We start from the raw sequence: 26,788 nt of genomic DNA, 5'->3' as shown, positions 1-26,788 counted from the left end.
GCGAATTCTCAGTCGCGGCCGAGGATGCCCTGGTCGTATCCCTTGGCCACCGCGGCCGCGCGATCGGTGACGCCGAGCTTGGTGAAGACGTGACTCAGGTGGGTCTTCACGGTCGCCTCGCTGATGAACAGTTCGCGGGCGATGTCGCGGTTCGACGTACCTTTCGCGACCAGTTCGAGGACCTGGCGTTCGCGTGCGGCCAGCGGTGCCGGAGCGGGGTTGCGGACGGCGGTGACGAGTCGGGACGCGACCGCGGGGGAGAGCACGGTACGGCCTTCCGCCGCCTGGCGGACCGCGTTGAACAGCTCTTCCTGTGGCGCGTCCTTGAGCAGGTACCCGGTGGCGCCGGCCTCGATCGCGGGCAGCGTGTCGGTGTCGGTGTCCCACGTGGTCAGCACCAGCACCTTGGACCGGATCCCGCGGCGGGTCAGCTCGGTGATCGCGTCCAGTCCGCCACCACCCGGCATCCGCAGGTCCATCAGGATCACGTCGGGCTCGAGCTCGGTGGCGAGTTCGACCGCTCGGACGCCGTCCGGCGCTTCCCCGAGCACGGTGAAACCCGGTGCCGCCTCGAACATTCCGCGCAGCCCGTTGCGCACGACGGGATGATCGTCGACGAGGAGCAACGTGATCTCAGGCATGTTCTCAGGCATGGAGCACCAACGGTACGTGAGCCGAGATCGCCGTACCGAAACCCGGTTCGGACTCGACCGTCAGCGCGCCGGCGATCCGTTCGGCACGGGCCCGCATGCCGTCCAGGCCGAAGCCGCCGGTGCCCGACCGGGCCGGCAGCGCCAGCGGGTCGAAGCCCTTGCCGTCGTCGCGGATGTCCACCGTCACCTCGTCGTCCATGAAGCTCAGCGTCACGCCGACGCGGGTCGCGGCGGCGTGTTTCGAGACGTTCGCGAGCGCCTCCTGGGTGATCCGCAGCAGGGTCGCGGAGAACTCGCCGTGCAGGTGCTGCGCCGTACCGGTCAGGGTGAACTCGGCGGGGATGCCGGTCCGTTCGGACCACTGGCCGACGAGCTTGCGGAGCGCCTCGGGCAGACCGTCGGACGACAGGCCGGACGGCGCGAGATTCTGTACCGACCGGCGCGCCTCGCCGAGGCTGTGCCGGGCCAGCTCGCTCGCACGGCCGACGTGATCGTGGATCACTGCCGGGTCGGAGGTGTTCGAGACCACCTGCAGCTGGGCGATGATCCCGGTCAGGCCCTGCGCGATCGTGTCGTGGATCTCCGCGGCGAGCCGGCGGCGCTCGTCGGCGATCCCGGCTTCGCGGGCCTGGACGAGCAGTTGCGCCTGCAGGGCGGCGTTCTCCTCCTGGGCCTGTTGGAGTTGGGCGATGGTGTCGGCGCGCGACTGGGACCGCGCCTCCTGCTGTTCGGTGAGGTGCTTGAGGACGGTCAGCAGCACGTTGTTCGCGATCACGAGCCCGATGAAGGCGAGCCACATCGAACCGTGCGGGGGCCAGTGGCCGGTCTGCGCGCCCGCGACCGGGAGCGTACAGGCGAACAGCGCGAGCCGTTGCCGCTTGCGGCCGGGGATCATCTCGTCGGCGTCGTAGTACCCGGCGACCACGTAGAACGCGAAGAAGCCGTTGAGCATGGTCAGCACGCAGGCGATGGCGAAGCGAAGTACGTAGAACGTGACCGAGACGGCGTTCGGACCGCGGTGCATGCGGCCGCTCCAGGTCCACCACACCTGCATGACCAGTGCGGCCGCCACCAGCGCGAGACCGATCTGCTGGTCGCGGGCCAACGGAGTCAGGCTGCCGGAGGTGGCGAGCGCCAGCAGGGTGCCGAGGCCGAGCAGGAAGTACGGCGCCCAGCGCTGGAAGGCCGCCTGGCGCCGATCGAGATCGCTGTCGGCCGTGGTCACCTGCACAGTCTGCACGAAGCTACTCCCAGCGGAACCAACGCGCGGCTGCCACCGACGCGACAACCGTCCAGCCGGCCAGCACTCCAAGGTGTGACCACGCCGGCCAGTGGCCGGCAGCCGCCTGATCGAACGCCTGCGACGCGGCACCGAACGGCAGGAGTACGACGATCTCGCGCAGCACGTGCGGCATCGATTGGACGGGCAGCCACAGTCCGGCCGAGAACAGGCTCGGGAAGAACACCCCCATCCCGAACGCGGTCGCGAGCCGGGCGGTCCTGGCTCGCGCCGAGACGAGCGCGCCGAGCGCCAGCGCCGCCGCGGAGGTGAGCAGCAGCGCCAACAGATACCCCCCGAGCTGACGCGGCAGCTGGACGTCGAAGGCGAGCCGCCCGATCGTCAGGCAGATCAGCGCCGACAGCAGACCGGTCGCGCCGTTCAGGCCCATCTGCGCGGTCAGCAACGCCGAGGGCCGGACCGGCGTCGTCGACATCCGGCGCAGGATCCCGCGCTCGCGGTAGCCGGTGATGATCGGCGGCATCGCCTGCAGGCCGACGACGATCTGGCCGACCATGACCAGCACAGGTACGTAGAGGTCGATCAGCCGGACGCCGAGCCCGGCGTCGACCCGCCGGAAGCTCGGGATCGAGCCGAGGATCACCAGCAGGACGGGCGGGAAGCCGAGCACCCAGAACAAGGTGCCGAACTCGCGGACGTACAGCCGTGCTTCGGTCTTCAGGACAACAGTTCTCAGGGCAACGGTGCTCATTTGCCGGCTCCGGTCAGGTCGAGGAAAGCGTCGTCGAGCGTGGCGTCGGTGACGCGGAGTTGGTGGGCGGTGATGCGCTGCCGGGCGAGCAGCGACAGCAGCGCGGTGACGGTCTCGTCGGAGCCGCCGAGGGTGAGCCGACCGTCCTTGTGCTCGACGGACGCGAGCGCGGGCAGCCCGGCCAGGTCCTCGTCGTCGAGTGGGGACGACGGCGTGAACGAAATGATCGTGGCTCCCGCCGTACGGCTGATCAGGCCCTGCGGCGTGTCGAGCGCGGTGATCCGGCCCTTGTCGATCAGCGCGATCCGGTCGCACAGCCGCTGCGCTTCTTCCATGAAGTGCGTGACCAGGAGGATCGTGACACCGCGGGCGCGGACGTCCTCGACGATCTCCCAGGTGTCGCGGCGGGCGCGCGGGTCGAGGCCGGTGGTCAGCTCGTCGAGTACGACGACCCGCGGGTTGCCGATCAGCGCGAGCGCGATGAACAGCCGCTGCTTCTGACCGCCGCTGAGCACCCCGAAGCGCGTGTTCAGTTGCGCCGTCAGCCCGAGCCGCTCGGCAAGCGGCCGCCAGTCGGCCGGGTGCGGGTACAAGGCGGCGTACAACTCGAGGGCCTCGCGGACCGTCAGCTTGGCCTGCAGCTCGCTCTCCTGGAGCTGCGCACCGAGCACCTGCGTGAGCGCCGCATGGTCGGCCACCGGATCCAGCCCAGCGACCCGAACCTGGCCACTGTCCGGAACCCGCAGCCCCTCGACGCATTCGACCGTGGTGGTCTTCCCGGCGCCGTTCGGCCCGAGAATCCCGAAAATCTCACCTTCGTCGACGCTGAACGAAACATCGTCGACAACAGTCCGCCCGCCGTACGCCTTCCGCAGGCCGGAAACCTCAACAATCCTCATACCGACGAGCTTCGCGGAATGGGCATCGCACCCACATCGTCCGACGAGCTCGTCCCGGGATCATCCGATCGGCTGATCCCGGGCTACGACTACTTCGCGTAGAGCGCCTCGACGTCGTCGCCGTGGTTCTTCATCACCACGTGGCGGCGGAGCGAGAGTTTCAAGGACAGTTCGCCGGATTCCTGCGTCCAGTCGATCGGCAGGATGGAGAACTTCTTGATCGCCTCGGCGTGCGAGACCGACGCGTTGGCCTCGTCGACGGCCTTCTGGATCTCGGCGATCAGGTCCGCGTCGTCGGTCAGCGACGCGACGTCCGTCGGCTTACCGCGTTCGGTGGCCCAGGGCACGATCGTCTCCGGGTCGATCGTGATCAGCGCGGCGATGAACGGCTTGCCGTCGCCGACCACCATGCACTGGGAGACCAGCGGGTGCAGGCGGATCTGGTCCTCGAGCAGCGTCGGTGCGACGTTCTTGCCGCCGGCCGTGACGAGGATCTCCTTCTTGCGCCCGGTGATCTTGATGAACCCGTCGACGTCGAACTCGCCCAGGTCGCCGGTGTGGAACCAGCCTCCCGCGTCGATCGCCGCGGCGGTCGCCTCGTCGTTCTTCCAGTAGCCCTGCATCACCTGGCCGCCCTTGAACAGCAGCTCGCCGTCGTCCGCGACGCCGACCGTGACACCGGGAAGCGGCCGGCCGACGGTACCGATGCGGATGTCGTCGGGGAGATTCACCGACACCGCCGCGGTGGTCTCGGTCAGGCCGTACCCCTCGAGGACCGGTACGCCGATCCCGCGGAAGAAATGGCCCAACCGGTCGCCGAGCGGCGCGCCGCCGGACACGGCGTACTGCACCTGGCCGCCGAGCACCGCGCGGAGCTTGCTGTAGACGAGCTTGTCGAACAGTAGGTGCTTGGCCTTCAGCCCGAAGCCCGCGCCGCCCTTGTCCTGGGCCTGCGAGTACGCGATCGCGGTGTCCGCGGCGGCGTCGAAGATCTTGCCCTTGCCGTCCGCGTGCGCCTTCTGCGCGGCCGAGTTGAACACCTTCTCGAACACCCGCGGCACGCTCAGGATGAACGTCGGCTTGAACGCGCCGAGGTCGTCGACCAGGTTCTTCACGTCTGCGCTGTGGCCGACCTTGACCCGCTTCATCACGCAGCCGACCTGGATGATCCGGGCGAACACGTGCGCCAGCGGCAGGAACAGCAACGTGCTGGCGCCGGTCGTGTCGAACAGGTCGTCGAGGATCTTCACCGCCGGACCGAGCTCGTCCAGGAAGTTCGAGTGGCTGATCTTGCAGCCCTTCGGGCGTCCCGTCGTACCGGAGGTGTAGATCAGCGTGGCGAGGTCGTCCGGCGTGACCGCGGAGCGGCGCTTGTCGAACTCGGCGTCGGTGACGTCCTGGCCGAGCCCGGTCAGGTGGTCGACGGCGCCGGCCTCGATCTGCCAGACCTCCCGCAGCGCCGGCGCCTCGGCCCGCGCGGACTCCACCACGGCGCCGTGGGTCGCGTTCTCGACGATCGCGACGACCGCCTCGGAGTCGGTCAGGATCCACTGGATCTGCGAGGCCGAGGAGGTCTCGTAGATCGGTACGGTGACCGCGCCGATGCTCCAGATCGCGTAGTCGATCAGGGTCCACTCGTACCGCGTGGGGCTGAGCAGCGCGACCCGCTCGCCGGGCTTGACCCCGGCCGCGATCAGGCCCTTCGCCACACCGGTCACCTGCTGTGCGAACTCCGCGGCCGTGACGTCGACCCAAGTAGCGCCGGTACGGCGGCTGAAGACAGCGGTGTCAGGATGGGAGGACGCGTTCGCCCAGACCGGGTCGCTCAGGCTCCCGGTCGGCGGCTCGGTCACAGCAGGAACGGTGTACTCACGCATCCGCGTCTCCTCAGTCGGTCACGAATTGCCGGCTTCCGGCGCACGCTACAGTCACCTACCCACTAGTAGCCACCTTTATGTGACCCACGGAACTAGGTTTCAGCCATGCCATTGCTCGACATCAGTTGCGACGACCTGGTCGTTGCTGATCCAGCCTACGTCGCCGAGCGACTCGGTTCGGACACCCTCTGGCGCGAGTGGTGGCCGGAGCTCACCCTGACCGCGTCCGAGCGGCGAGGGCTGGAGGGCGTGCGCTGGTCGGTCACCGGCTCCGCGACCGGTACGGCGGAGTGGTGGCTGGAGCCGGTCCGCGACGGCGTCGTCGTGCACTGGTACCTGCGGGTCGACCCGGCGAAACCGGTCCGCGGGCGGGCCGTCGAACGTTTGAAGGAACGGTACGTCGCGGCGTACCGGGAGCGCCTGTGGCGCTTCAAGGACGAGGCCGAAGCGGGGCGCGCGGCGGGCGAACGCCGTACCGGATCCGATCCCGCGATAGTCTCCAGTGAGAACAGACCCGACCCCGGCCGGCGAAGAGGTGAATCGATGGCGGAACAGACCACCTCGACGATCGTGGTGAACGCGAGCCCCAAGGACATCATGGCGGTGATCGCGGACTTCGCGGCCTATCCGGAATGGGCCGACTCGATGCGCGAGACCGAGGTGCTGTCCACCGACGAGGCCGGCCGGCCGAACAAGGTCCGCTTCAAGGTCGACGCGGGTGCGATCTCCGACGAGTACACGCTGGCCTACGTCTGGTCCCGCAACGAGGTGACCTGGACGCTGGTCGAGGCGAAGATGGTGAAGGGGATGGACGGTGCCTATGTACTGCGTGATCTCGGCCCTGAAGGCACCGAGGTGACATACCGGCTGGCCGTGGACGTGGCGATCCCGATGATCGGCATGCTCAAGCGCAAGGCCGAGAAGGTCATCATCGACACCGCCCTCAAGGGCCTGAAGAAGCGCGTCGAGTCGTGAGTGCTGTGGGTTGGGGCAAGTGACTCGGGTACTGCTGTACACAGGTAAGGGCGGCGTAGGCAAGACGACCTCCGCTGCCGGGACGGCCACGCTCGCGGCGCTCCGCGGGCTGCGCACGCTGGTGCTGTCGACGGACGCCGCGCACTCGCTGTCGGACGCGTTCGACAGCGCGGTGGGTCAGGAACCGACCGAGATCGACGACCTGCTGTTCGTCCAGCAGATCGACGCGCAGCGCAAGTTCGAGCGGTCCTGGGGCGACATCCAGACCTACCTGCGGTCGGTGCTGCACATGATCGGCGTCGACCCGATCGAGGCGGAGGAGCTGACCGTATTGCCGGGCGCCGCGGAGGTGCTCGCGCTGCTCGAGGTCCGCGACCACGTCCGGTCCGGCCGCTGGGACGTGATCGTCGTCGACTGCGCGCCGACCGCGGAGACGCTCCGGCTGCTCGGGTTGCCCGAGGCCCTGAACTGGTACCTGGACCGGATCTTCAACGCCGAGCGCAAGATGATGCGGACGTTCCGGCCGTTCCTGAGCCGCGGATCGTCGCTGCCGGTGCCGGACGACAACGTGTTCGACGCGTTGCGCCGGTTGCAGAGCGACCTGTCGGACATCCGCACGCTGCTGGCCGGTCCGGACGCCTCGGTGCGGCTGGTGCTGACGCCGGAGGCGGTCGTGGTCGCGGAGGCACGCCGTTCGCTGACCAGGCTCTCGCTGTACGGGTACCGCGTGGACGGCGTCGTCGCGAACAGGGTGTTCCCGGCCGCGGGCGCGGACACCTGGCGCCGGCAGTGGGTCGCGGCGCAGCGAGGCATCCTCGAGGAGGTCGCCGACTCGTTCCGGCCGCTGCCGATCTGGGAGTCGCCGTACCGCGTCTGTGAGCCGGTCGGTGTGGAGGAGTTGGCGGCGTTCGCGGTCGAGATGTACGGCGGGGACGACCCGTTCGCCCGCGCCACCGACGACACGTCGTTGTGGGTGGACCGGCACATCGACACCGACGGGCGGACGTACACGCTGACCATGCCGTTGCCGTTGGCATCGGCCGACGAGCTGGAGCTCGCCCGGCACGGCGACGAGCTGATCGTCACCGTCGGGTCGTACCGGCGGGTGTTGCCGCTGCCGGCCGCGCTGGCGCGCGGTGTGGTCGCGGGCGCGCGGCTGGACGAGGGGCGGCTGCAGGTGCGGTTCGCGCCGAAGGAGGCCGTCCGGCCCGCGGTACCCGAGGTGCAGGAGCTGGCGCAGGGGCTGACCGCGGAGTACCACGAGCAGCTCGCGCGACGGGAAGCGGCGATCGGGGAAGGCCGGTGAAGGAGCCCGTCGGTTCGGTGGCCGAGGAGGCCGCGAAGCTGTTCGCCGTACTGCAGAACGCCGCAGGACCGGCCGGCGAGCAGCGCGACGAACAGGAACAGCACGAGCACAAACTCGGGCCGGACTGTGTCTGGTGCCCGGTCTGTCAGCTGATCCACCGGGTCCGGAACACCAGCCCGGAGACGATCGAGCAGCTGTCGACCGCGGCCGCGCACGTCCTGGGCTCGGTCAGATCTCTGCTGGAGGCGGCCGCGGACGCGGCCCGGCAGGCGCGGGAGGACGCAGCGTCGCGGTCCTCCTCCGAGGAGGAGACGGTTCGGTCCCGGGTGGACCGGATCGACGTGAGTGAGGACCCCGAACCATGGGACTGACCATCGGCATCGATGTCGGCGGTACGAAGATCGCGGCCGGTGTGGTCGACGAGAGCGGCGCGATCATCGCGCGCACGCACCGCGACACCCCGGCGGACTCGACCGACGCGACCGCGGCGGCGATGTGCGACGCGGCCGCCGAACTGATCGCCGCGCACGCCGTGGAAGCGGTCGGGATCGGCGCGGCCGGGTTCGTGTCCTCGGACCGGTCGACCGTGCTGTTCGCGCCGAACCTGGCCTGGCGCAACGAGCCGCTCGGCGCGCGCGTCGCGGAGCAGCTGAAGGTCCCGGTCGTGGTCGAGAACGACGCCAACGCGGCCGCCTGGGGCGAGTTCGCGTTCGGCGCGGCCAAGGACGTCGAACACATGGTCTGCATCACGGTCGGCACCGGGATCGGGGGCGGTGTGGTGATCGACAGCCAGCTGCTGCGCGGTGCCAACGGGGTGGCGGCCGAGCTCGGCCACATGCGCGTCGTACCCGGTGGGCACCGGTGCGGCTGCGGTTCCCGCGGCTGCCTGGAGCAGTACGCCTCCGGCACGGCGCTGGTGCGCGAGGGCCGTGCCCGCGCCGAGTCGGGGTCGCTCGCGGCCGCGCAGATGCTGAGCGTGTGCGGAATCACCGACCCGGCGCTGCTGACCGGCCCGATGATCACCGAGGCAGCGGTCCAGGGCGACCCGTGCGCGGTCGAGTTGCTCGACGACCTGGGCCGGTGGCTCGGCGAGGGCGTGGCGAGCCTGGCGACGATCTTCGACCCGTCGCTGGTCGTCATCGGCGGTGGGGTGAGCGCGGCGAAGGACCTGATCATGAAGTCCGCGGTGCAGGCGTTCGAGAAGGTCCTGCCGGCCAAGGCGAACCGTCCGCACGCGCCGTTCACGCTCGCCGAGCTGGGCAACGACGCCGGCCTGATCGGTGCCGCCGACCTGGCCCGGCGGCCGATCCCGACCCTATGAGGAAGGTCGAACCTTGGCTCTGACACAAGCTCTGACGATCGGGATCGACATCGGTGGCACCAAGGTGGCCGCCGGGGTGGTCGACCCGGAGGGCAACATCCTCGACCGGCTGCGCCGGGACACCCCGACCAAGGATCCGAAGGAGACCGAGGACGCGATCGCGGAGGTCGTCCACGACCTGGAGTCGCGGCACGACGTGATCGCGGTCGGCATCGGTGCCGCCGGGTTCGTCGACGGGACCCGGTCGTCGGTGCTGTTCGCGCCGCACCTGGCTTGGCGGCACGAGCCGCTGCGGGACGCGGTCGAGCGCCGGCTCGGCCTGCCGGTGGTCGTCGAGAACGACGCGAACGCGGCCGCCTGGTCGGAGTGGCGGTTCGGCGGCGGGCAGGGCGAGAGCCACCTGGTCTGTGTCACGCTCGGCACTGGGATCGGCGGCGCGATCCTGAACGACGGCGCCTTGCAGCGTGGCAAGTTCGGCATCGCGGGCGAGTTCGGGCACATGCAGGTCGTGCCGGGCGGGCATCGCTGCGAGTGCGGGAACCGCGGCTGCTGGGAGCAGTACGCCTCCGGCAACGCGCTGACGCGCGAGGCGCGGGAGCTGGCGCTGTCGGATTCGCCGGTGGCGCACAACCTGATCCGTGCGGCCGGTGGCGATCCGCGCAAGATCAACGGCCCGATGGTCACCGAGCTGGCCAAGGACGGCGACCCGGTCGCGGTCGAGCTGCTCGAGGAGGTCGGCCGCTGGCTCGGCATCGGCCTCGCGAACCTGGCCGCCGCGCTCGACCCCGGGACGTTCGTGATCGGCGGCGGCGTCTCGGATGCCGGTGAGCTCCTGCTCGCCCCGGCGCGGGAGGCGTTCAAGCGTACGCTGACCGGTCGCGGCTTCCGGCCCGAGGCGCGGATCGTCCGCGCGGTGCTCGGTCCTGAGGCGGGCATGGTCGGTGCGGCCGACCTGGCCCGCGAAGAGGCGACCTGGTTGCGCCGGGTCCGGGTGAAGACGACCGCCGTGACGGCGAAGACGGCCGCGGCGCGGTCGACCCGGCTGGAGCGGGCCGCCCGCAAGTCCGCTGCCCGGCGTACCGGGATGCGCACTGCCGCCTCGGAGGCCGACCTGCACCACGCCGACGTGAACGGCGATCCCGACGCGTGACCCTGCGGGTGCTGTCGTACAACGTGCACCGCTGGGGTGACGACCGTACGGCGCTCGCGCGGGTGGTACGCGCCTGCGCACCGGACGTGATGCTGGTGCAGGAGGCACCGACCTGGTTCGGCACCCGCCGGAAGCGTCGCGCGATGGCCGCGAGTTTCGGCCTGCGCTACGTCGCCGCGTCGGCCCGCAACGCGATCCTGGTTGCCGACGGCATCGACCTTGTCGGCATCCGGTCCCGCCGGATCTGGCGCCCGTTCGTCCGCCGCCGCCTCGACTTCATCGCCACCCAGCTCCCCGGCGGCGCGGTCGGGAGCGTACTCCGCGTCGGTACCAGCCGAGTGGCAGTAGTCGTATGCCACCTGGGCCTACACCCCCGAGGTCGCATCCACGAACTGGCTCAGGTCCTCGACCTGTGCCGATCCTTCAACACCCCGTACCTCCTGGCCGGCGACCTCAACGAGGAACCCGACGGCCCGATCTGGAAACACCTCGCCGAAGAAGGCCTCACCGACCTCGGCGACGGCCCCACCTTCAATTCCACCAACCCCCACAAACGCATCGACGCCGCCCAAATCTCCCCCACCCTGAACGGCCGCCTCCTCCCGATCCCCGCCACCCCCGACGACTTGGCCGCCGCCTCGGACCACCTACCGCTGCTGATCGAACTCAACGGCGACGGGACTACTTCTTGCGGGTGAGGAAGGCGCGCATGGCTTGTTGGGCGGCGGGGGAGGCGAAGAGGGAGGCGGAGAGTTCGGCCAGGTCTTTGCCTCGGGCGTCTATGTCGGCGAGGAGTTCGCGGTTGAGCAGTTTCTTGGTTTCGTGGAGGCCTTGCGGGGCGCCCTTGAGGAGGGACTCCAGGACCGTGGTGAGGGCGTTGTCCAGGTCGGCGTCGGGGACGGTGAGGGTGAGCAGACCCAGGCGAGCGGCTTCCAAGGCGTCGAAGCCGTTGCCGGTGAGGAACGTGTACGCCGCGGCGCGGTCGGTCAGCCGGGGGAGGACCGTCAGCGAGATGGTCGCCGCAGCGAGGCCCAGCCGTACTTCGGTCAGTGCGAACGTCGCACTCTCACCCGCCACGCTGATGTCGGCGGCCGCGACGATCCCGATCCCCCCGGCCCGCACCGGACCCGCGACCCGGGCGACCACCGGCTTCGGGTTCGCGACGATCGCCCGCTGGACGTCGACCATCCGCTGCGCGCCGACACCCATCCCGACCGTCGTCGCCTCGGACAGGTCGGCCCCCGAACAGAACACGTCCTGCGCGGAGCGGATCACGATCACCCGGACGGCGTCGTCCGCGCCCGCCGCCTCCAGGTGAGTCAGCAACTCACCGGTCAGCTGCTGCGACAGCGCGTTCTTGTTGTGCGGCGAGTCCAGCGTGATCGTCGCCACGCCGTCCGCCACCGCAAGGTTCACGAGTTCGGTCATGACCCCATCCAACACCCGGCCGGGTCATTGGCCGGCGTTGCGTCCCAGTGCTGCGCGCGATCGGTCCGAGTCGTACGTCCCCGGGGCAGCTGTTGCATCCTGCTGGTCGAGGTTGCGCCGGTAGAAGTCGTACGCCGCCTGCTTGGTCATGCCTAGCGCAGTGCCGATCTGACTCCAGCTGGACCCTTCTTCGCGAGCCTGCCGCATCATGTGCCAGCGCGCGCCGGTGAGCAGCTCGACCACGCGCCGGCTCGCCCGCAGCGCCTCCAGCCCGGTGACGCCGGGCAGTTCTGCCAGTGCTTTCACCAGCACGGTCACTGGGTGGCCTGCCCTCCGACCCTCTTGGATCTGTAGCTCGATGTCCGCCCGTTGATCGCTGACGCGCAGGACTTCGAGGAGTTCGTCGAGGTTCCTGATATCCGCGGGTTCCGAAGGTAATCCCGCGTCAGAGGTCACAACGTCAAGGTAGCTTGACGGTCGCGTTCCGTCAAGCTACCTTGACGTCATGAGCATGCTGGATGTGCCGGGGACCTCGCTGACGGCCCACAAGTTCGCGCAACTCGCGCTCGACCTGCACGGGTCCGGTGGGATGGAAGAGACCGTCGACGCGGTCGTCGAGTTCGCTCTGCAGGCACTCGACTGCTCGCACGCCGGCGTCGCGCTGATCGTGCGCAACGGCCGGCTGCAGATTCCGGCGACCACCGACCCGGTGGTGGCCGAGATCTACGCCTTCCAGGTCGCCGGCGGCAAAGGCCCGCTGACCGAGTCGATGCGCGACCACTCGCTCGTCCGGATCCGTGACACCGCCGCCGAGGATCGTTGGCCGGAGTGGGCCGAGAAGGTCCGCAGCCTCGGCGTCCGCAGCGTTCTGGACGTGCCGCTGACCACCGCCGACGGCACGGTCGGCGTGCTGGGGCTGTACAGCACCGAGCTGGACGCGTTCGGCCCGGACGAGGAAGCGATCGCACACATTCTGGCCCGGCACGCCTCGGTCGCGGTCTCCAGCGCCCGCCGCGAGGAGAATCTCGCGCAGGCCGTGGACGCGCGCAAGCTCGTCGGACTGGCGATGGGGATCCTAATGGAGCGCTACGACCTGGACGAGGACCAGGCCTTCTCGGTGCTCCGCCGGTACTCCCAGGACACCAACACCAAGCTGCGCGACGTGGCGCAGCAGCTGATCGAGACCCGCAAACTCCCGCACGCGTAGCGGGGGTCAGCCTGCCGTCGGGGAGGCCTTCGGGTTCAGTGGGTCCGCGTGCCGGTGCGTGATCTTCCAGTCGTCGTCCTCGATGCGGAAGATCATCGTCGCCCGCAGTACGTGCGGCACCGGCTCCGGCTGGGTCACATGGTGGACGGTGCACCGTTCGATCGCGACCGTGTACGCCGTGTCGACGCCGACGTGCTTGTCCAGGTACTCGAACTCCACCGGATTCCCGGTGTCGCGGAACTGGGCCGCCGCCCACTCGTAGCGCGGCCCGATCTCCGACCAGCCGACCTCCTGGCCGCCGAACCCGCCGAAGATCGAGGTCTGCTCGCTGCGCGACACGAGTGGCATCCAGAGCGAAGGATCCCCGTTGACGAACGCGCTGTTCGCGGCCTCGAACCGACGCAGGAACGCTTCGAAGTCTTCAGTCACCCGACCAGCGTCTACGCCGAAAGGGTCACTTGCTGTCGGCGTAGGTGGGAGACAGCTCACGTGCCAGGTGCTCGATGAACAGCCCGACGTCGGTCACGATTCCGCGGGCCTGCGACGACCCGCGGTCCGCGAGCTTGGTCACGGTCGCCGGGTTGATGTCCACACAGGTCAACGGGATCGAGGCCGGCAGAATGTTGCCGGTAGCAACTGAATGCAGCATCGTCGCGGCCATCAGGCAGTACCCGACGTCGTCGAGTTCCGCGCGCATCGCCCGCTGACCCTCGAGTACGTCGGTGTAGACGTCCGGCAGCGGCCCGTCGTCGCGGACCGATCCGACCAGGACGAACTTCTTGCCCTGCCGGACCAGCGCGTGCATCACGCCCGACGTCAGCACGCCCTGCTCGACCGCCGCCGCGATCGACCCGGCCTTGCGGATCGTGTTGATCGCGCGGATGTGGTGCTCGTGCCCGTGTTCGACACCACGCCCGCGGGCCAGGTCCACACCCAGCGACGTGCCGTACAGCGAGGACTCGATGTCGTGTGTCGCGAGCGCATTGCCGGCGAACAGTACGTCGACGTACCCGGCCTCGACGATCGCGACCATCGCCGGCGCGGCGCCGGTGTGCACGATGCCCGGGCCGCCGACCCACAGCACCTTCTGCCCGTTGGCCTTCGCCTCCCGCATCCCGTCCGCGACCTGCTTGACGAGCACCCGCTGAGGCTTCTCCGACGACACGTCGGACTCCATGAAGCCGAAGCCCTCTTCGGTGTTCACCACGATCGGGGGAGTGACCCGGACGCCCTGCGCGCTGGTGATGATCTTCATCCCGGCGCGGACGTCGGACATCGGAATGGTCCGCACGGTCTCACCCTCGACGAGCAGCCCGCAGTCCATCTCCGGGTTCTGCACCTGCACCCAGTGGCCGCCGAGCCGCACGCTGGTCGGCAGGTTCGTGGTCGAGTAGAACCCGTCCGGGAACACGCCGTCCTGGGTCACCTCGGTGATCTCCGGCGTCCCCGGGTCGACCAGGTTCGCGCCCTTGGTCTGGATCCGCATCAGCAGCCGCTGCAGCGACTCCTCGTCCTCCGCGCCGACGGTCATCCGGACGGTCGACGGGTCGTCCTTGTCGTATCCGAGGTCGAACTTGTCCAGCGTGTACTCACCGCCGTACCCGCGGATGTCGTCGAGGACGCGGGACAGCAGCCCGGAGTCCATCAGGTGGCCGGTGATCTCCACGGTCTCGGTGACCTGCACGGGTGCCTCCCAACGCGATCGTCGGATTGTCCGACGATCCGCATCCTAACTCAGACGACCGCTCCGTCGTCGCCGCCGTCGCCGGGAGGCAGCCGGTCCTTCATCCGGAGCACCAGCGTGAGGAACCCGCCGATGAAGCCGACCACCGCGAGTGTGGTGATCCGCCCGGTGCCGAAGTCGAAGACGGCGGCCGCGATCAGCAGCAGCGGACCACCGAGCAGCCCGAGCCAGGCGGCCCGGCTGATCCAGTCCAGCCGCGGCCCGCGCGGCGGCTCCGGCGGGACGAAATGGTCGTGCGGGTCGTCCACCTTCTTCGGTGGTTCCGGCTCCGGGACGTCCTCCTGGATGGTCAGCCCGGTCGGTACGTCGATCAGCGGCTCGTACTTGTCGTCGACGTCCTCGCTGACCGGCCACCGCGGTACCGGGTCCTCGCCGCCACCGTGGCCGGGCGCGGACGGCTGGTTGAACTGCTCGACCAGCGACTTCCACTCCGCGTCCTCGGTACTGCGGTCGATCACCGGGCGGGCCCGCTCGACCGCCTCCGCGTCCACGAAGATCTCGTCGTTGGCGTCGCTCTGGTTCTCGCAGTACGCCGCGATGCCGGCCGCCTTGAGCGCGTCCAGGACGGGCTCGGCCACCAACGGGTCGATCCGGCCGAGTGACGCGTACGACGTCGCGGTCAGACCGTTGTCACGCATCGGCGGTGCCGCTTGTCTGGCCGCTCAGCCGGCCGATGAATGCCGCGGAGTCCGCGAAGATCCGCGGTGCGTCGTTGTCCAGGGTTGCCACGTGGTAACTGTCCTCGAGCAGGGTCTCGGTCACGTCGCGGGACGAGATCGAGGAAAGTACCGTCCGCCCCGAGCTCGGTTCCACCACATGATCGACAGTACTGCGGAACAACAGCACCGGCTGGGTGACTTTCGCCAGGTCGGCCCGGGTGAGCTTCCACAGTTGCGACAGTGAGAGCAGCGCGCGCAACGGCATCCGGTCGTACGCGCCCTCGTCGACGCCGGCCAGCTTGATGTCGTTCGAGATCCCGGGGAACGACGGGACGAGGCGGGCCAGCACCGGGAGCAAGGCGAGCCGTTTGTCGTCGGTCCGCACCGACGGGTTGATCAGGACCAGGCCGGAAATGTCCGTACCGTGTTCCTCGGCCAGCCGCAGTGTGAGACAGCCACCCATCGACAGGCCGATCGCGAACACCTGGTCGTGCTCCTTGCGGAGGCGCGCCAGCTCGTTGTCGAGGACGGCGTACCAGTCCTGCCAGGAGGTCTTGTTCATCTCCTGCCATGTGGTGCCGTGACCGGGCAGCCGCGGCACGGCCACGCCGTACCCGAGCTCGGCGAGGTGCTCGCCGAACGGCCGCATCGAGCGCGGCGAGCCGGTGAATCCGTGACTCAGCAGCACGCCGACGGCGGCGTTCTGCCCGGTCCCGGGACTGCGAAACTCCTCCGCGTGGGCTAGCACTGGCACGCTCGACTCCTCGCCGTTCACGGTCCTCACAACGCGCCTCGGGTGCGCGTGACAATGGTCGCATCTTGGCGGCAGCCAGTCTGCATCCAGGTGACAACACGGTGAGCAACACCCGCATTCCTGCCGGTGACATTGCCTGAGGGGGAAGCTGGAACGTAGTGTCCGCACCGGAACGGTTGACGCGCCGCGGTTGTCGTGTCTGGGTAGATGTGTGTCGGGCGAGTTGACGGAGGTCGAGGCGGATGCTGTATCTGTTCCTGAGACGGTTCCTGGTCGCACCACTGGTCAAACTGCTGTTCCGGCCGAAGGTGACCGGAGTCGAGCACGTACCGACCGACGGCCCGGCACTGCTGGTCAGCAACCACCTCGCGTTCTGCGACTCGATCTTCCTGCCGGTGTCGATCCCGCGGCAGATCGTCTTCCCGGCCAAGTCGGAGTACTTCACCGGCCCCGGCCTGAAGGGCAAGCTGGTCGCCACCTTCTTCCGCTCGGTCGGCCAGATCCCGATCGACCGCTCCGGCGGCCGCGCCTCGCTGGCCGCGCTGAACACGGGCCTGGAGATCCTCCGGAAGGGCGGCCTGTTCGGGATCTACCCCGAGGGCACCCGCTCGCCTGACGGCCGGCTGTACAAGGGCAAGACCGGCGTGGCCCGGATGGCGATCGTGGCCGGCGTACCGGTGATCCCGGTCGCGATGATCGACACCCACAAGCTGCAGCCCGCGGGCCGGATGAAGCCGACCCTGTTCTACCGCGAGAAGGGCCGGCTGCTGCCGCGCCTGGTCCGCCCCGGCGTCGCGTTCGGCGAGCCGATGGACTTCTCCCGCTACGAAGGCATGGAGCGCGACCGCTTCGTGCTGCGCTCGGTGACCGACGAGATCATGTACGCGCTGATGGGCCTGTCCGGCCAGGAGTACGTCGACATGTACGCCGAGAAGGCCAAGGAACTCCTCAAGGCCGGTGAATCCATCGACGAGCACGTCCGGCTCGGCGACACCAAGGCCAGCTGAGACGGTCACGCTCGGTTCGAGGGGCTCATCTACAGTTGGCAGCATGCAATTCGCGACGTTGACGACTGGGCAGGTGCCGGGGGTTCCCACGCTGGACGAGCTGCGGGCGCTGAAGCCGCTGCAGCAGCCGGAATGGCCGGACCCGGCCGCGCTCGAGCAGGTGATCGCGGAGCTCCGGACGCTGCCGCCGCTGGTGTTCGCCGGCGAGTGCGACGACCTGACCACCAAGATCGGTGCGGTCGCGCGCGGTGAGGCCTTCATCCTGCAGGGCGGCGACTGCGCCGAGACGTTCGCGGGTGTGACCGCGGAGAACATTCGGGCCAAGCTCCGGGTGCTGCTGCAGATGTCCGTCGTCCTCCAGTACGCCGCCAGCGTCCCGGTCGTGAAGATCGGCCGGATCGCGGGTCAGTACGCGAAGCCCCGGTCGTCCGGTGAGGAGACCCGCGACGGCGTGACGCTCCCGTCGTACCGCGGGGACGCCGTCAACGGCTTCGACTTCACGCCTGAGTCCCGGATCCCGGACCCGCAGCGTTTGCGGGGCGTCTACAACGCGGCCGCCGCGACGCTGAACCTGACCCGCGCGTTCACCACCGGTGGGTACGCCGACCTGCACCAGGTGCACGCCTGGAACACCGACTTCGTGAAGTCCTCGCCCGTCGGCCGCCGCTACGAGCAGCTGGCGTCCGAGATCGAGCGGGCGCTCGCGTTCATGCGGGCGTGCGGCGCCACCTCGGACGAGTTCAAGACGGTCGACTTCTACGCGTCGCACGAGGCCCTGATCCTCGAGTACGAACACGCCCTGACCCGGATCGACTCGCGCACCGAGCAGCCGTACGACGTGTCCGGCCATCTGCTGTGGGTGGGTGAGCGGACCCGGCAGCTGGACGGCGCGCATGTGGAGTTCCTCGCCTCGCTGTCGAACCCGCTCGGCGTGAAGATCGGCCCGACCACGACCCCGGAGTACATCCGGGAGCTGATCGCCAAGCTGAACCCGAAGGGCATCGAGGGCCGGCTCACGTTCATCACCCGGATGGGCGCGGGCAAGATCCGCTCGGCGCTGCCGCCGCTGCTGGAGGCGGTCCGCGACCATGGCTCGCCGATCGCGTGGGTCTGCGATCCGATGCACGGGAACACCTTCGAGACGCCGAACGGCTACAAGACCCGCAACTTCGACGACGTGATGGACGAGGTGCAGGGCTTCTTCGACGCCCACGAGCAGGTCGGCACCTGGCCGGGCGGTGTCCACATGGAGCTGACCGGTGACGACGTGACGGAGTGCCTGGGCGGCGGTGAGGAGCTCGTCGCCGAGGACCTCGTGAACCGGTACGAGACGGCCTGCGACCCGCGGCTGAACCGGCACCAGTCGCTGGAGCTGGCGTTCCTGGTCGCCGAGCGGCTGCGGGGAGCGCAGGCGTGATCGACCTCCGGTCGGACACCGTCACCCGTCCGTCGGCCGAGATGCTGGCGGCGATGACTTCGGCTCCGGTCGGCGACGACGTGTACGGCGAGGACCCGACCGTGAACGCGCTCGAGGAGCACGTCGCCGGTCTGCTCGGGCACGAGGCGGGGCTGTTCACCGTCACCGGGTCGCTCGCGAACATGCTCGGCGTACGGGCGCTGGTGCCGCCCGGCGGCGAGGTGCTGTGCGAGGCGAGCGCGCACATCGTCCGCGCCGAGCTCGGGTCGCACGCGGCCGTGAGCGGTGTCACGACGCGCACCTGGAGCGCGCCGGCGGGACAGATCGACCTGGAGCAGATCCGCGCGCTGATCGCGCCCGACCTGGGTCCGTACTTCGTCGTGACGTCTGCTGTCTCGGTCGAGAACACGCACAACTTCGGCGGGGGTGCGATTCAGCACTCGTACGACGCGTTGGCGGACGAGCTGGACGCTGTCGGGCTCCCGTTGCACCTGGACGGCGCGCGGCTCTGGAACGCGGCCGTCGCGACGGGCCGGACTCTCGAGTCGTACGCCGGGCGCGCCGCTGCCGCGAGCGTCTGCCTGTCGAAGGGTCTCGGCGCACCGGTCGGTTCGGTCCTCGTCGGTTCGGCCGAGCTGATCCGCGAGGCCCGCGTCTGGCGCAAGCGCCTCGGCGCCGGGTGGCGGCAGGCCGGCGTACTGGCCGCTGCTGGTCTGTACGCCGTCGAGCACAACATCGAGCGCCTCGCCGAGGACCACGCGAACGCCCGCGCGATCGCCTCCGTTCTGGCGGACGCGGCGCCCGGTTCGGTGAAGCCCGATCAGGTCGAGACCAACATCGTCGTCGTCGATCTGGCCGGCACCGGTCACACCGTTCCAGATGTGGTCGCCGGTGCGCGGGCAGCCGGCGTACTCGTCGGTGGTGTCGGGGCGACGCAGCTGCGGATCGTCACCCATCTCGACGCGTCGGCGGCCGATTGCCGTACGGCCGCGGAAACCCTGGCGCGACTGATCGGTTAGGGTTCAAGTCGGTAGTGTCAGCTGGTCGGGTCGCAGCGTTCGGGGAGAGCCGTGCGAGAGATCGTCGTGTTCAGCGGAAGTGCCCACACCGAGTTGGCGGAGCAGATCTGCGGTGATCTCGGCGTACCGCTGTCACCGGTAGAGATCCACCGTTTCAGCAACGACTGTCTGCAGGTCCAACTGCAGACGAACTGCCGGCAACGCGACGTGTACATCGTGCAACCGCTCGTACCGCCGACGCAGGAGCACCTGATGGAACTGCTCTTGATGATCGACGCCGCCCGCGGCGCGTCGGCCGCACAGATCACCGCCGTGATACCGCACTACGCGTACGCGCGTTCCGACAAGAAGGACGCCTCCCGCATCTCGATCGGCGGCCGCCTGGTCGCCGACCTGCTCACCACGGCCGGGGCCAATCGCGTCCTGACGATGGCGCTGCACGCGCCGCAGGTGCACGGGTTCTTCTCGGTACCGGTCGACCACCTGACCGCCATCGGCGTACTCGCCGACCACTTCCGCGGCCGCGACCTGTCCGACACCGTCATCGTCAGCCCCGACCTCGGCAACGCCAAGACCGCGACCCAGTTCGCCCGGCTCCTCGGCGTACCGGTGGCGGCCGGCAGCAAACAACGCCTGGCCGACGACCGCGTGGTGATCGACGCCATCGTCGGTGAGGTGGCCGGCAAACGCGCCATCGTCCTCGACGACGAGATCGCCACCGGCGGCTCGATCATCGAACTCCTCGACCGCCTCAAGGACCGCGGCTGCACCTCCGCCGCCGTCGCCTGCACCCACGGCCTCTTCGCCGGCCCCGCCGTCGAGAGGCTGAGATCGCACCCCTCCATCACCGAAGTCATCAGCACCGACACCGTCCCCCGCCCCGCCGGCTTCCCCGAACTCCAAATCACCTCCGTCTCCGGTCTCTTCGCCCAAGCCATCCAAAGAATCCACGCCGGCGAATCCGTCAGCAGCCTCTTCGACGGCGTAGACCCCACCCACGCCCCACCCCAACCCAAACTCCCCTTCTAACCCGCACCGAAGCCGGCGACGCAGACTCACGTCAGCCCTGATGCCGCATCCGACCACTTCGCCGAACCAGTGTGGAACAGTCGCGTGTGATCAGATCCAGCGGACGATGTTCTTGGTCCAGCGCGCGACGCGGCTCCGCCAAGTAGCGTGCTCGCGCCATGCGAGTTCGCGGTCGAGCGACGACCGAGTGATCCCGCGTCCTTGGGGTCCGTTCGCCGGGTCGAGGTGTCCACACGCCATGAGCCAACCGATGGTCAAGACCATCACGCCGAGCCTCTCGGCGGCATCGGGCTGACTTACCCAGTCTTCCGCCGTGACGTCCGCCGGCGCATTCGACCATCCCCGCGTGATTCGCGGGTATCTGTCCTTCTTCGCGTTGACGACACCCACCTCCCTCGACCGACTCTGTATCACGAACCTCTGGCCTGCTGTTCGGACCCATCGGCTCTCGCGCTGGCAAACTCCTGGCTGTGACTGATCGGGTTGGTGCTGAATGGTACGCAGTGCGGTGTGTTTTTCGGTGTGTTTTTCGGTGTGGGAGCTCGTGGGGTGAGGGAGCAGCTTACGAGGAGCGAATCACGTTGTGGCAGGCGGTTTCGTTTGAGGAGGCTGTGGCGCGCGCTGAGGCTGAGGCGGTTGAGTACGCGTCCGTAGTGGGAGAGGCTCCTGATGAGTATCTCGGTTTTGCGCAGGCTTATCGATTGGCGGATGTTCCGGGAGATGGGGCTGAGGTGTTCTCTTTGATTCGGGAGAGTGAGCTTGAGCCCGAGGCGTACATTGGGCGGTTCTTCGATACCGGACGTGAGCACCAAGGTTCCTTGCCTCCTTAGGATGCTGCGGTGGAATTTGTGATGGTGCCTGGTGGGTGGCAGGGAGCGTGGGTTTTCGACTCGGTGGCAGAGGAGTTGCGGCGGCGCGGGCACGGGGTTGAGGCCGTGACGCTGGCTGGGTTGGAGTTGGAGGGACCCACTGAGCCGGAGCGGCCGGCGAATCTCGAGGACCATATTGAGCAGGTGGTTGAGGTTGTCGAGCGGACTACTGGTGGGCCGCTCGCATTGTGTGGACACAGTTATGCAGGAATGGTGATTGCGGGCGTCGCCGATCGCGTGGGGGATCGGCTTCAGGAGCTTGTGTTCATCGATGCCTATGTGCCGGAGGATGGGGACTCTTGCTGGTCGTTGACCAGTGATGTGTTTCGCGAGATGTTCATCGTCGGGGCTGGTGCTGACGGCCGATGGGTCGGGGTGCCCGAGGGCATGGATCCCCGGGCGCGGGCGCATCCCTTCGCGAGCTTCGTACAGTCGGTGAGGCTCGAAGGTCGTTCCTGGGCCTGGGCTTCGGCTTACGTACGTCAGTGGTGGCGACTGGGCGGGAAGCCCATTCATCGAGTTGACCGCCCGGTTGCGAAAAGACCCGGCCTGGCGCGTGATCGAGATTCCGGTCGGCCACAACATCGCTCGACGCGATCCGCAGGCCCTCGCCGAGGTACTTGATTCTTTGGCGTGACAAGCGACCGCCCGCCGTGGTTCCGATCGCTGCTGATCACGTCCGAGGGCGTCATCGTCGAGCATCTGCTCTGCCACGTACCAGATCACGAGTGACGCCAAGCCCGGCACGTAACACCTCGGCATCCACGTCGACCGGCAGCGGGTCGACGTACCGCTGAGACGCCGTCGCCTGGGCGGACGCGCACCTGCACGCCGCCCCGGTGGCGGCTGGAACGGCTGCCGGCCCGTGGGTGGTTGCCCAATAGTTGGGGGCCGCGTCGAGTACGCCGCGTCGAACACCCGTCGAGTACGCCGCCTCGAGTACGCCGCGGTGGTATGCGTGTTGACCGGGTCTGCGGGGTGTTCGTGGTCGGCGGTGTGGGGGCGGGTTGCGGGGCTTGGTTCGCGGGTCGCGTGGTGGCTGCCGGTGTGGTCGGTCCCGAGTGGTTGAAGCGCGCGTTGAGTGCACGGAGTGTTCTGCGGGCGACCCAGCCTGCGGGGGAGTTCACGGTCGACGGCGTGGAGGCGGTTCTGCGAGGGGTTGGTTGTGGGTGAGTGCGGGTGTGGCCAGTCCGGAGCGGTTGAAGGGCGCGTTGAGTACGGGGTGTGTCTGCGGGCGACCTGGTTGGGGGCCTTCGTGGTCGGCGGGGTGGGGGCGGTTGTGGGGGCTTCGCTGGCGGGCTGATGTAGGTGCGTGCGGGGGGCGGTCGCGAGTGGTGACGCGCGTTGAGTACGGGGAGTGATCTGCGGGCGTGCGGTGAGCGGGGGAGTTGGCGGTCGGTGGTGGGGCGAGGTTTTCGCGCGCTGCGCGTCCCGCAGGTGGGGTCGGTTGTAGGTGGCAGCCGATGCGTAGGGTCCCGAGTAATTGAAGTGCGCGTTGAGTGCACGAGTGGTGTGCGGGCGACTGGGACTGTGGAGTGTCCATGGTCGGCGGTGTGCAGGCGGTTGTGAGGGCTTCGCTCCCGGGTCGGTTGTAGGTGGGTGTCGGCGTGGTCGGGTCCCGAGTAGTTGATGTACGCCGAGCGCGGGCGACCCGGTACTGCGGGGGTGTTCGTGGTCGTCGGCGTTGACGCGGTTTGCGATTCCTTCGCTGGCGGTCGGTTGTAGGCGGGTGCCGTTGCGGTCGGTCCCGACGAGTTGAAGCGCGCGTTTCGTGCGCGGAGTGATCTGCGCGCGATGGGACCGCGGGGCGTTCATGGTCGGCGGTGTCGGGGCGGTTGTGACGGCCTCGCTCGCGGTCGGTTGTAGGGGGTGTCGGTGTGGTCGGGTCCCGAGTAGTTGATGTACGCGGAGTGGGGGCGATCGGGTCTGCGAGAGTGTTCATGGTCGGCGACGTGGGGGTCGCTTGCGGGTGCTTCGTCCGTTGGTGGGTCGCGGGTGGGTGCCGGTATTGCCGGACGGTTCTGGGTGGGTGGTGGTGTCGCGGGAGGGTTGTGGGTGGGTGCCGGTGTGGTCGACTTGGAAGCGGAAGCCGTGGGGGCTGGTCCATTCGATGGCTCCGGTGGGCAGGCGGCGGTTGCTCCAGCCGCCGAAGGTTTTGGCGCGGTGGTGGAGTCGGGTGAGCGGTGTGAGGTTGTCGGGCGTGGTTTGGCCGGGTGGGCCGGTTCGGTCGTACGGTCTGATGTGGTCCTGATCCATCCGGGGGGTTGCTTCGGAGGCGCCGTACGGGAACATGTCGACGGGGTGTCGTAGGCGAACGCGTTCGCGGATGCGGGTGGGGATCTCGTAGCTGTGGACGCTCACCTGGTCGCGCAGGTCGATGACGGGTTTGAGGATTACTTGGTCGTGGCCTAGTAGTTCGGTCAGCTGGGTGGCGAGGAGCGGGCCGAGTTCTTCGACGCGGAGTACGCCGTTGCCGGTGGCAAGGGTTTGGTCGGTGAGGTGTACGTAGAGCGTGTGTTGCCGGCGCTTGGTGCTGCCGGTGGCGTTGTTGTAGGCGGCTTGTTTGATGGCCGCCAGTCGCGCCTCGAGGGTGCCGGCCAGGGCGAGGCGGGTGAAGTGGTCTCCGGCGGTCACTTCGTCGTCGCCGGGCGCCGCCAGCTTGGCCCGCAGTTCGTTCTGCTCTGGGTCGCTGCTGTTGGAGGACCGAGGTGGCGTCGGGGCGTCTGCGAGCCGTGGGTCTTGTGTTGTGTTGCGGCTACCGCCAGCCGGGTGCTTTGGGAGGTGCTCCGCGGGCGGTTCTTCCTGGTCTGGTTCGCGGCTGTCGACGGCCGGGCACGGCGGCGCGGCGGTGTCGCAGGGGGTGGCGGTGTGCGGCGGGGCGATGGTGTCGGATGGGGTGGCGGTGTGGCGTGGGGCAGCGGTGTCGCACGGGGTGGCGGTGTGCGGCGGGGTGGTGGTGTGCGGCGGCGCGGTCGTATCGGACGGGGTGGTGGTGTGGGGTGGGGTGGGCGTGTTGGGGGAGGCGGGCGTGTTGGGGGAGGTGGGCTCGGTTGTTTGGGCTAGGTGGCGGGCTGCTTCTAGGAGGTGTTGGGCGGCTGCGGGGTCGGCGATCCAGTCGATGGCTTTGGCTCGGCGTTCGTTGAGGGGGTCGGGGTCGCCGAGGGCTTTGAGGGCTTGGGCGAGGTCGTCGATGGTGGCGTCGAAGCGGATCACGGCGCCGGTGGCGGCGCGGACCCAGATGCGTTTGGTGCCGTGGTCGTCGGACGGGTCGGACTGGGAGACGAAGACGCCGCGGGTGCGGGCGGTGGCTTCGGCGTGGGCTTGGGCGCGTTCGGGGGCGGCTTGCCAGAAGGCTGCGGTGACGATCTTGGCGAGTTGGCCGGGGGTCACGGTGTTCACGATGGCGGCGACGCGTTCGTCGACCAGGGCGGCGGCCTCGAGCGGGAGAGGTAAGCACGCGTGGGCGATCTTGCGGGCGCGCCAGGCGGCCGCTGTGCCGGCCAGAACTGCGGCCCAGGTTCTTGGGAGGCGGTGGCGGAGGGCCAGGGCTTCGCCGAGCAGGGAGGCGGCGGCGCCGGAGGACATGCGCAGGACGGCGCCGAGCTCGATCGGGGCGAACTCGGCGACTCCGGGGCAGCCCTCGCCGCCGTAGACGCGGATCCGTTCGTAGCCGGGGAGTGGTTCGCCGTCGATCCATTCGACGACGGCGTTGCGGTCGGCGAAGGCGAGTGTCGTACGAAGGATGCCGACTGCGGCCTGTTCCTGGGCGTCCGCATACTCGGCCGCCACGGCCAGGAGGGCCGTGGTGTCGAGGTCGTCCAGGGTGTCGAACATGTGTTCTATTGTAGATCACAGAACGGTCACGGCCAAATCGAGTCGGCGCTGAATCCCTTGTAGATAAGGGCGAATAACAGTTTGCGCGGGGTCGGTGGTAGGTGCAGGCTTCGGGGGTATGGATGATGGGGAGCTTGAGGAGCTGCTGAGGAACGAGCGGTATCCGCGGTCGGCCGGGTATTCGGCTCGGTGGATGGTTGATGCCTCGATGGGGCCCAATCCGGTGTGGCAGGCGGAGGCGTTGGTTGAGTTGATGCCGCTCGACGCGGGGATGCGGGTGCTCGATCTGGGGTGCGGGAACGCTTGTAGTTCGGTGTTTCTGGCCAAGGAGTTCGGGGTGGAGGTGTGCGCCACCGATCTGTGGGTGAAGCCGGGCGACAACCTGCGGCGGGTGGGTGAGGCGGGAGTGGAGGGGCGGGTTCATCCGGTGTACGCGGAGGCTCGGTCGTTGCCGTACGCCGAGGAGTTCTTCGATGCGGTTGTCAGCATTGGGGCGTACCACTACTTCGGTACGGATGATCTCTATCTGGGGTACTTGTCGCGGTTCGTGAAGCCTGGTGGGCGGATCGGGATTGTGCAGCCGGGGGTGGGCGGACTGGTTGCAGTGGAACGAGGTGTGCGATCTCGACAGCGGTCGGCCGGGGCGTGAGGAGGCGCGGATGCTTCGTGTCGATGGGGGTGCGACGTTGGGTCTGGCCCGGGTGATCGCACGGCGGAGTAGCGATGGCTAGATGGCGGCGGCGTCGAGCTCACGATGTCTCGCACGAGTCGATCACCGCACCGACCAGACCGACCGAGATCGTCGGGGTGACGGTCGATCCGCGGCATGATCTCGCCAGCGGGGGCACCGGGTTGTTCGAGTTCTGGACGGACCAGGGCGTGCCTGTGTACCTGCACGACATGGAGTTGACGAGTGTCGAGGTGCGGCCGGTTGAGCGGGTTGTGGTGGTCAAGTTCGAGTACACAGAGCCGTCGTGGACCCCCGCGGCTGCGGCGGCGACGCCCGTGGTGCAGATGCGGTTCGAGGGCGTCACTGTTCGGTGGTGGAACCAAGAGGCGGCGGTGCCGGTCAAGGTGCTGGGGCAGGTGGAAGACTTTGAGTACGACGGTGTGCAGGGGTTCAAGCTGACTACCTATGCCGCGATCCTGGAGTTCAGTGCGACGCGATTGGCGATCACGGTGGAAGGACGTCGATAGGTTTTAGGTCTGTTGGGCCAGGGCGAGGATGATGCCGGCGGGGCCGCGCAGGTAGCAGAGGCGGAAGCCGCCGTCGAACTCTCCTACGCCGTCGAGGAGTTCGGCGCCGTGCCGGCGTAGTCGGGCGATGGTGTCGTCGATGTCGTCGACGGCGAACATCACCCGATGCATGCCGAGGGTGTTGTGTGGCGGGTTCGGCGGTGTCATGCCGACCGCGGCCGGGGAGTGGTACTTCGCCAGCTCGAGCCGGCCGCGTCCGTCCGGCATCTTCAGCATCGCGAAGGCGCAATGGACACCGGTAAGTCCGACCGTCCGGTCCACCCAGTCGCCCTCGACCTCGCCGCGGCCGTCCAGGACCAGGCCGAGTTCTTCGAAGAAGGCGATCGCGGCGTCGAGGTCGTCGACGACGATGCCGACGTTGTCCATCCGAAGCAGCGCCATGCGTGTTCCCC

Annotated in this window: 28 protein-coding genes; 14 read left to right on the top strand and 14 right to left on the bottom strand. The window is 68.8% G+C overall.

The annotated features are described in order from the left end of the window. Window positions 1-8: 8 nt before the first annotated feature. The 5 genes from FB475_RS34920 to FB475_RS34900 form a co-directional block, all read right to left on the bottom strand. A complete protein-coding gene (locus FB475_RS34920) occupies window positions 9-653 on the bottom strand; it encodes a response regulator (protein WP_141862537.1) in 645 nt (214 codons plus the stop codon). Then, entirely contained in the window at window positions 646-1,878 is a 1,233-nt protein-coding gene (locus FB475_RS34915) for a sensor histidine kinase (RefSeq protein WP_141862535.1), read from the bottom strand. Before FB475_RS34915 ends, FB475_RS34920 begins: the two co-directional genes overlap by 8 nt. A 19-nt stretch (window positions 1,879-1,897) precedes the next feature. Then, the gene (locus FB475_RS34910) at window positions 1,898-2,644 is read right to left on the bottom strand and encodes an ABC transporter permease (protein ID WP_185759572.1); all 747 of its coding nucleotides are present in this window, start codon (window positions 2,642-2,644) and stop codon (window positions 1,898-1,900) included. Continuing rightward, complete coding sequence (locus FB475_RS34905) at window positions 2,641-3,543, bottom strand: ABC transporter ATP-binding protein (RefSeq protein WP_141862533.1); 903 nt, start codon at window positions 3,541-3,543, stop codon at window positions 2,641-2,643. Before FB475_RS34905 ends, FB475_RS34910 begins: the two co-directional genes overlap by 4 nt. 89 nt (window positions 3,544-3,632) lie before the next feature. Continuing rightward, window positions 3,633-5,420, bottom strand: a complete 1,788-nt coding sequence (locus FB475_RS34900) for an AMP-dependent synthetase/ligase (protein ID WP_141862531.1) — start codon at window positions 5,418-5,420, stop codon at window positions 3,633-3,635. 105 nt (window positions 5,421-5,525) lie between these two features. Here FB475_RS34900 and FB475_RS37965 point away from each other — a divergent pair, with 105 nt between their 5' ends. From FB475_RS37965 to FB475_RS34870, 6 genes are read left to right on the top strand one after another with little or no spacing between them, the layout of a single operon-like run. Continuing rightward, window positions 5,526-6,395 (top strand): SRPBCC family protein, encoded by an 870-nt coding sequence (locus tag FB475_RS37965; protein ID WP_141862529.1) that lies wholly within the window; start codon window positions 5,526-5,528, stop codon window positions 6,393-6,395. A 19-nt stretch (window positions 6,396-6,414) separates the two neighbouring features. After that, window positions 6,415-7,701 (top strand): ArsA family ATPase, encoded by a 1,287-nt coding sequence (locus FB475_RS34890; RefSeq protein ID WP_141862527.1) that lies wholly within the window; start codon window positions 6,415-6,417, stop codon window positions 7,699-7,701. Beyond that, window positions 7,698-8,072, top strand: coding sequence for a hypothetical protein (locus FB475_RS34885; protein WP_141862525.1), 375 nt, complete (start codon window positions 7,698-7,700; stop codon window positions 8,070-8,072). Before FB475_RS34890 ends, FB475_RS34885 begins: the two co-directional genes overlap by 4 nt. After that, a complete protein-coding gene (locus FB475_RS34880; RefSeq protein WP_141862523.1) occupies window positions 8,063-9,022 on the top strand; it encodes an ROK family glucokinase in 960 nt (319 codons plus the stop codon). Before FB475_RS34885 ends, FB475_RS34880 begins: the two co-directional genes overlap by 10 nt. Before the next feature lie 13 nt (window positions 9,023-9,035). Then, window positions 9,036-10,172: an ROK family glucokinase gene (locus FB475_RS34875; RefSeq protein WP_141862521.1), complete on the top strand. Its 1,137-nt coding sequence runs from the start codon at window positions 9,036-9,038 to the stop codon at window positions 10,170-10,172. After that, on the top strand, window positions 10,169-10,870 hold the full coding sequence (locus FB475_RS34870; protein WP_141862519.1) for an endonuclease/exonuclease/phosphatase family protein: 702 nt from the start codon (window positions 10,169-10,171) through the stop codon (window positions 10,868-10,870). Before FB475_RS34875 ends, FB475_RS34870 begins: the two co-directional genes overlap by 4 nt. Here FB475_RS34870 and FB475_RS34865 read toward each other — a convergent pair. Continuing rightward, on the bottom strand, window positions 10,854-11,600 hold the full coding sequence (locus tag FB475_RS34865) for an enoyl-CoA hydratase-related protein (RefSeq protein WP_141862516.1): 747 nt from the start codon (window positions 11,598-11,600) through the stop codon (window positions 10,854-10,856). The two genes, FB475_RS34870 and FB475_RS34865, sit on opposite strands and share 17 nt — an antisense overlap. A gap of 24 nt (window positions 11,601-11,624) precedes the next feature. Beyond that, entirely contained in the window at window positions 11,625-12,056 is a 432-nt protein-coding gene (locus FB475_RS34860) for a hypothetical protein (RefSeq protein ID WP_141862514.1), read from the bottom strand. Window positions 12,057-12,111: 55 nt separating this feature from the next. Between FB475_RS34860 and FB475_RS34855 the strand changes: the two genes are divergently transcribed. Continuing rightward, complete coding sequence (locus tag FB475_RS34855) at window positions 12,112-12,807, top strand: ANTAR domain-containing protein (RefSeq protein ID WP_420359248.1); 696 nt, start codon at window positions 12,112-12,114, stop codon at window positions 12,805-12,807. Between the two features lie 6 nt (window positions 12,808-12,813). Here the strand turns inward: FB475_RS34855 and FB475_RS34850 are convergent, their stop codons facing one another. Genes FB475_RS34850 through FB475_RS34835 form a run of 4 tightly spaced genes read right to left on the bottom strand, consistent with a single transcriptional unit; the run spans window position 12,814 to window position 15,964 of the window. After that, on the bottom strand, window positions 12,814-13,236 hold the full coding sequence (locus tag FB475_RS34850; protein ID WP_141862510.1) for a YybH family protein: 423 nt from the start codon (window positions 13,234-13,236) through the stop codon (window positions 12,814-12,816). A 25-nt stretch (window positions 13,237-13,261) separates the two neighbouring features. Then, window positions 13,262-14,491 (bottom strand): ornithine cyclodeaminase, nickel-pincer nucleotide-dependent, encoded by a 1,230-nt coding sequence (locus FB475_RS34845; protein WP_141862508.1) that lies wholly within the window; start codon window positions 14,489-14,491, stop codon window positions 13,262-13,264. A 50-nt stretch (window positions 14,492-14,541) separates the two neighbouring features. Continuing rightward, window positions 14,542-15,189 carry a hypothetical protein gene (locus FB475_RS34840; protein ID WP_141862506.1) on the bottom strand — a complete coding sequence of 216 codons (648 nt, stop codon included), beginning with the start codon at window positions 15,187-15,189 and terminating at the stop codon, window positions 14,542-14,544. Then, window positions 15,182-15,964, bottom strand: coding sequence for an alpha/beta hydrolase (locus FB475_RS34835; protein ID WP_185759571.1), 783 nt, complete (start codon window positions 15,962-15,964; stop codon window positions 15,182-15,184). The genes FB475_RS34840 and FB475_RS34835 overlap by 8 nt, the downstream gene beginning before the upstream one ends. 242 nt (window positions 15,965-16,206) lie before the next feature. Here FB475_RS34835 and FB475_RS34830 point away from each other — a divergent pair, with 242 nt between their 5' ends. From FB475_RS34830 to FB475_RS34815, 4 genes are read left to right on the top strand one after another with little or no spacing between them, the layout of a single operon-like run. Then, entirely contained in the window at window positions 16,207-16,971 is a 765-nt protein-coding gene (locus FB475_RS34830) for a lysophospholipid acyltransferase family protein (RefSeq protein WP_141862504.1), read from the top strand. 43 nt (window positions 16,972-17,014) lie between these two features. Then, window positions 17,015-18,388 carry a class II 3-deoxy-7-phosphoheptulonate synthase gene (locus FB475_RS34825; protein WP_185759570.1) on the top strand — a complete coding sequence of 458 codons (1,374 nt, stop codon included), beginning with the start codon at window positions 17,015-17,017 and terminating at the stop codon, window positions 18,386-18,388. Beyond that, complete coding sequence (locus FB475_RS34820; protein WP_141862502.1) at window positions 18,385-19,407, top strand: threonine aldolase family protein; 1,023 nt, start codon at window positions 18,385-18,387, stop codon at window positions 19,405-19,407. Before FB475_RS34825 ends, FB475_RS34820 begins: the two co-directional genes overlap by 4 nt. Before the next feature lie 51 nt (window positions 19,408-19,458). Beyond that, on the top strand, window positions 19,459-20,436 hold the full coding sequence (locus FB475_RS34815; RefSeq protein WP_141862500.1) for a ribose-phosphate diphosphokinase: 978 nt from the start codon (window positions 19,459-19,461) through the stop codon (window positions 20,434-20,436). 90 nt (window positions 20,437-20,526) lie between these two features. Here FB475_RS34815 and FB475_RS37070 read toward each other — a convergent pair whose 3' ends face one another. Next, window positions 20,527-20,700, bottom strand: a complete 174-nt coding sequence (locus FB475_RS37070) for a hypothetical protein (protein ID WP_185759569.1) — start codon at window positions 20,698-20,700, stop codon at window positions 20,527-20,529. Window positions 20,701-21,287: 587 nt separating this feature from the next. On the opposite strand from FB475_RS37070, the gene FB475_RS38505 reads away from it, so the two are divergent. After that, window positions 21,288-21,929: an alpha/beta fold hydrolase gene (locus tag FB475_RS38505; RefSeq protein WP_420359247.1), complete on the top strand. Its 642-nt coding sequence runs from the start codon at window positions 21,288-21,290 to the stop codon at window positions 21,927-21,929. Between the two features lie 1,314 nt (window positions 21,930-23,243). Here the strand turns inward: FB475_RS38505 and FB475_RS37065 are convergent. Next, entirely contained in the window at window positions 23,244-25,139 is a 1,896-nt protein-coding gene (locus tag FB475_RS37065; protein WP_185759568.1) for an HNH endonuclease signature motif containing protein, read from the bottom strand. A gap of 118 nt (window positions 25,140-25,257) precedes the next feature. Here FB475_RS37065 and FB475_RS34795 point away from each other — a divergent pair, with 118 nt between their 5' ends. Continuing rightward, entirely contained in the window at window positions 25,258-25,788 is a 531-nt protein-coding gene (locus tag FB475_RS34795) for an SAM-dependent methyltransferase (protein ID WP_238332627.1), read from the top strand. 74 nt (window positions 25,789-25,862) lie between these two features. After that, on the top strand, window positions 25,863-26,336 hold the full coding sequence (locus tag FB475_RS34790) for a hypothetical protein (protein WP_141862498.1): 474 nt from the start codon (window positions 25,863-25,865) through the stop codon (window positions 26,334-26,336). A gap of 3 nt (window positions 26,337-26,339) precedes the next feature. Here FB475_RS34790 and FB475_RS34785 read toward each other — a convergent pair whose 3' ends face one another. Continuing rightward, window positions 26,340-26,777: a VOC family protein gene (locus FB475_RS34785; RefSeq protein WP_141862496.1), complete on the bottom strand. Its 438-nt coding sequence runs from the start codon at window positions 26,775-26,777 to the stop codon at window positions 26,340-26,342. Window positions 26,778-26,788 lie beyond the last annotated feature (11 nt).

The organism is Kribbella jejuensis (assembly GCF_006715085.1).
Lineage (GTDB): Bacteria > Actinomycetota > Actinomycetes > Propionibacteriales > Kribbellaceae > Kribbella > Kribbella jejuensis.
The sequence above is the reverse complement of the archived record's forward strand: the minus strand, read 5'-3'. Positions and strand labels throughout refer to the sequence as shown.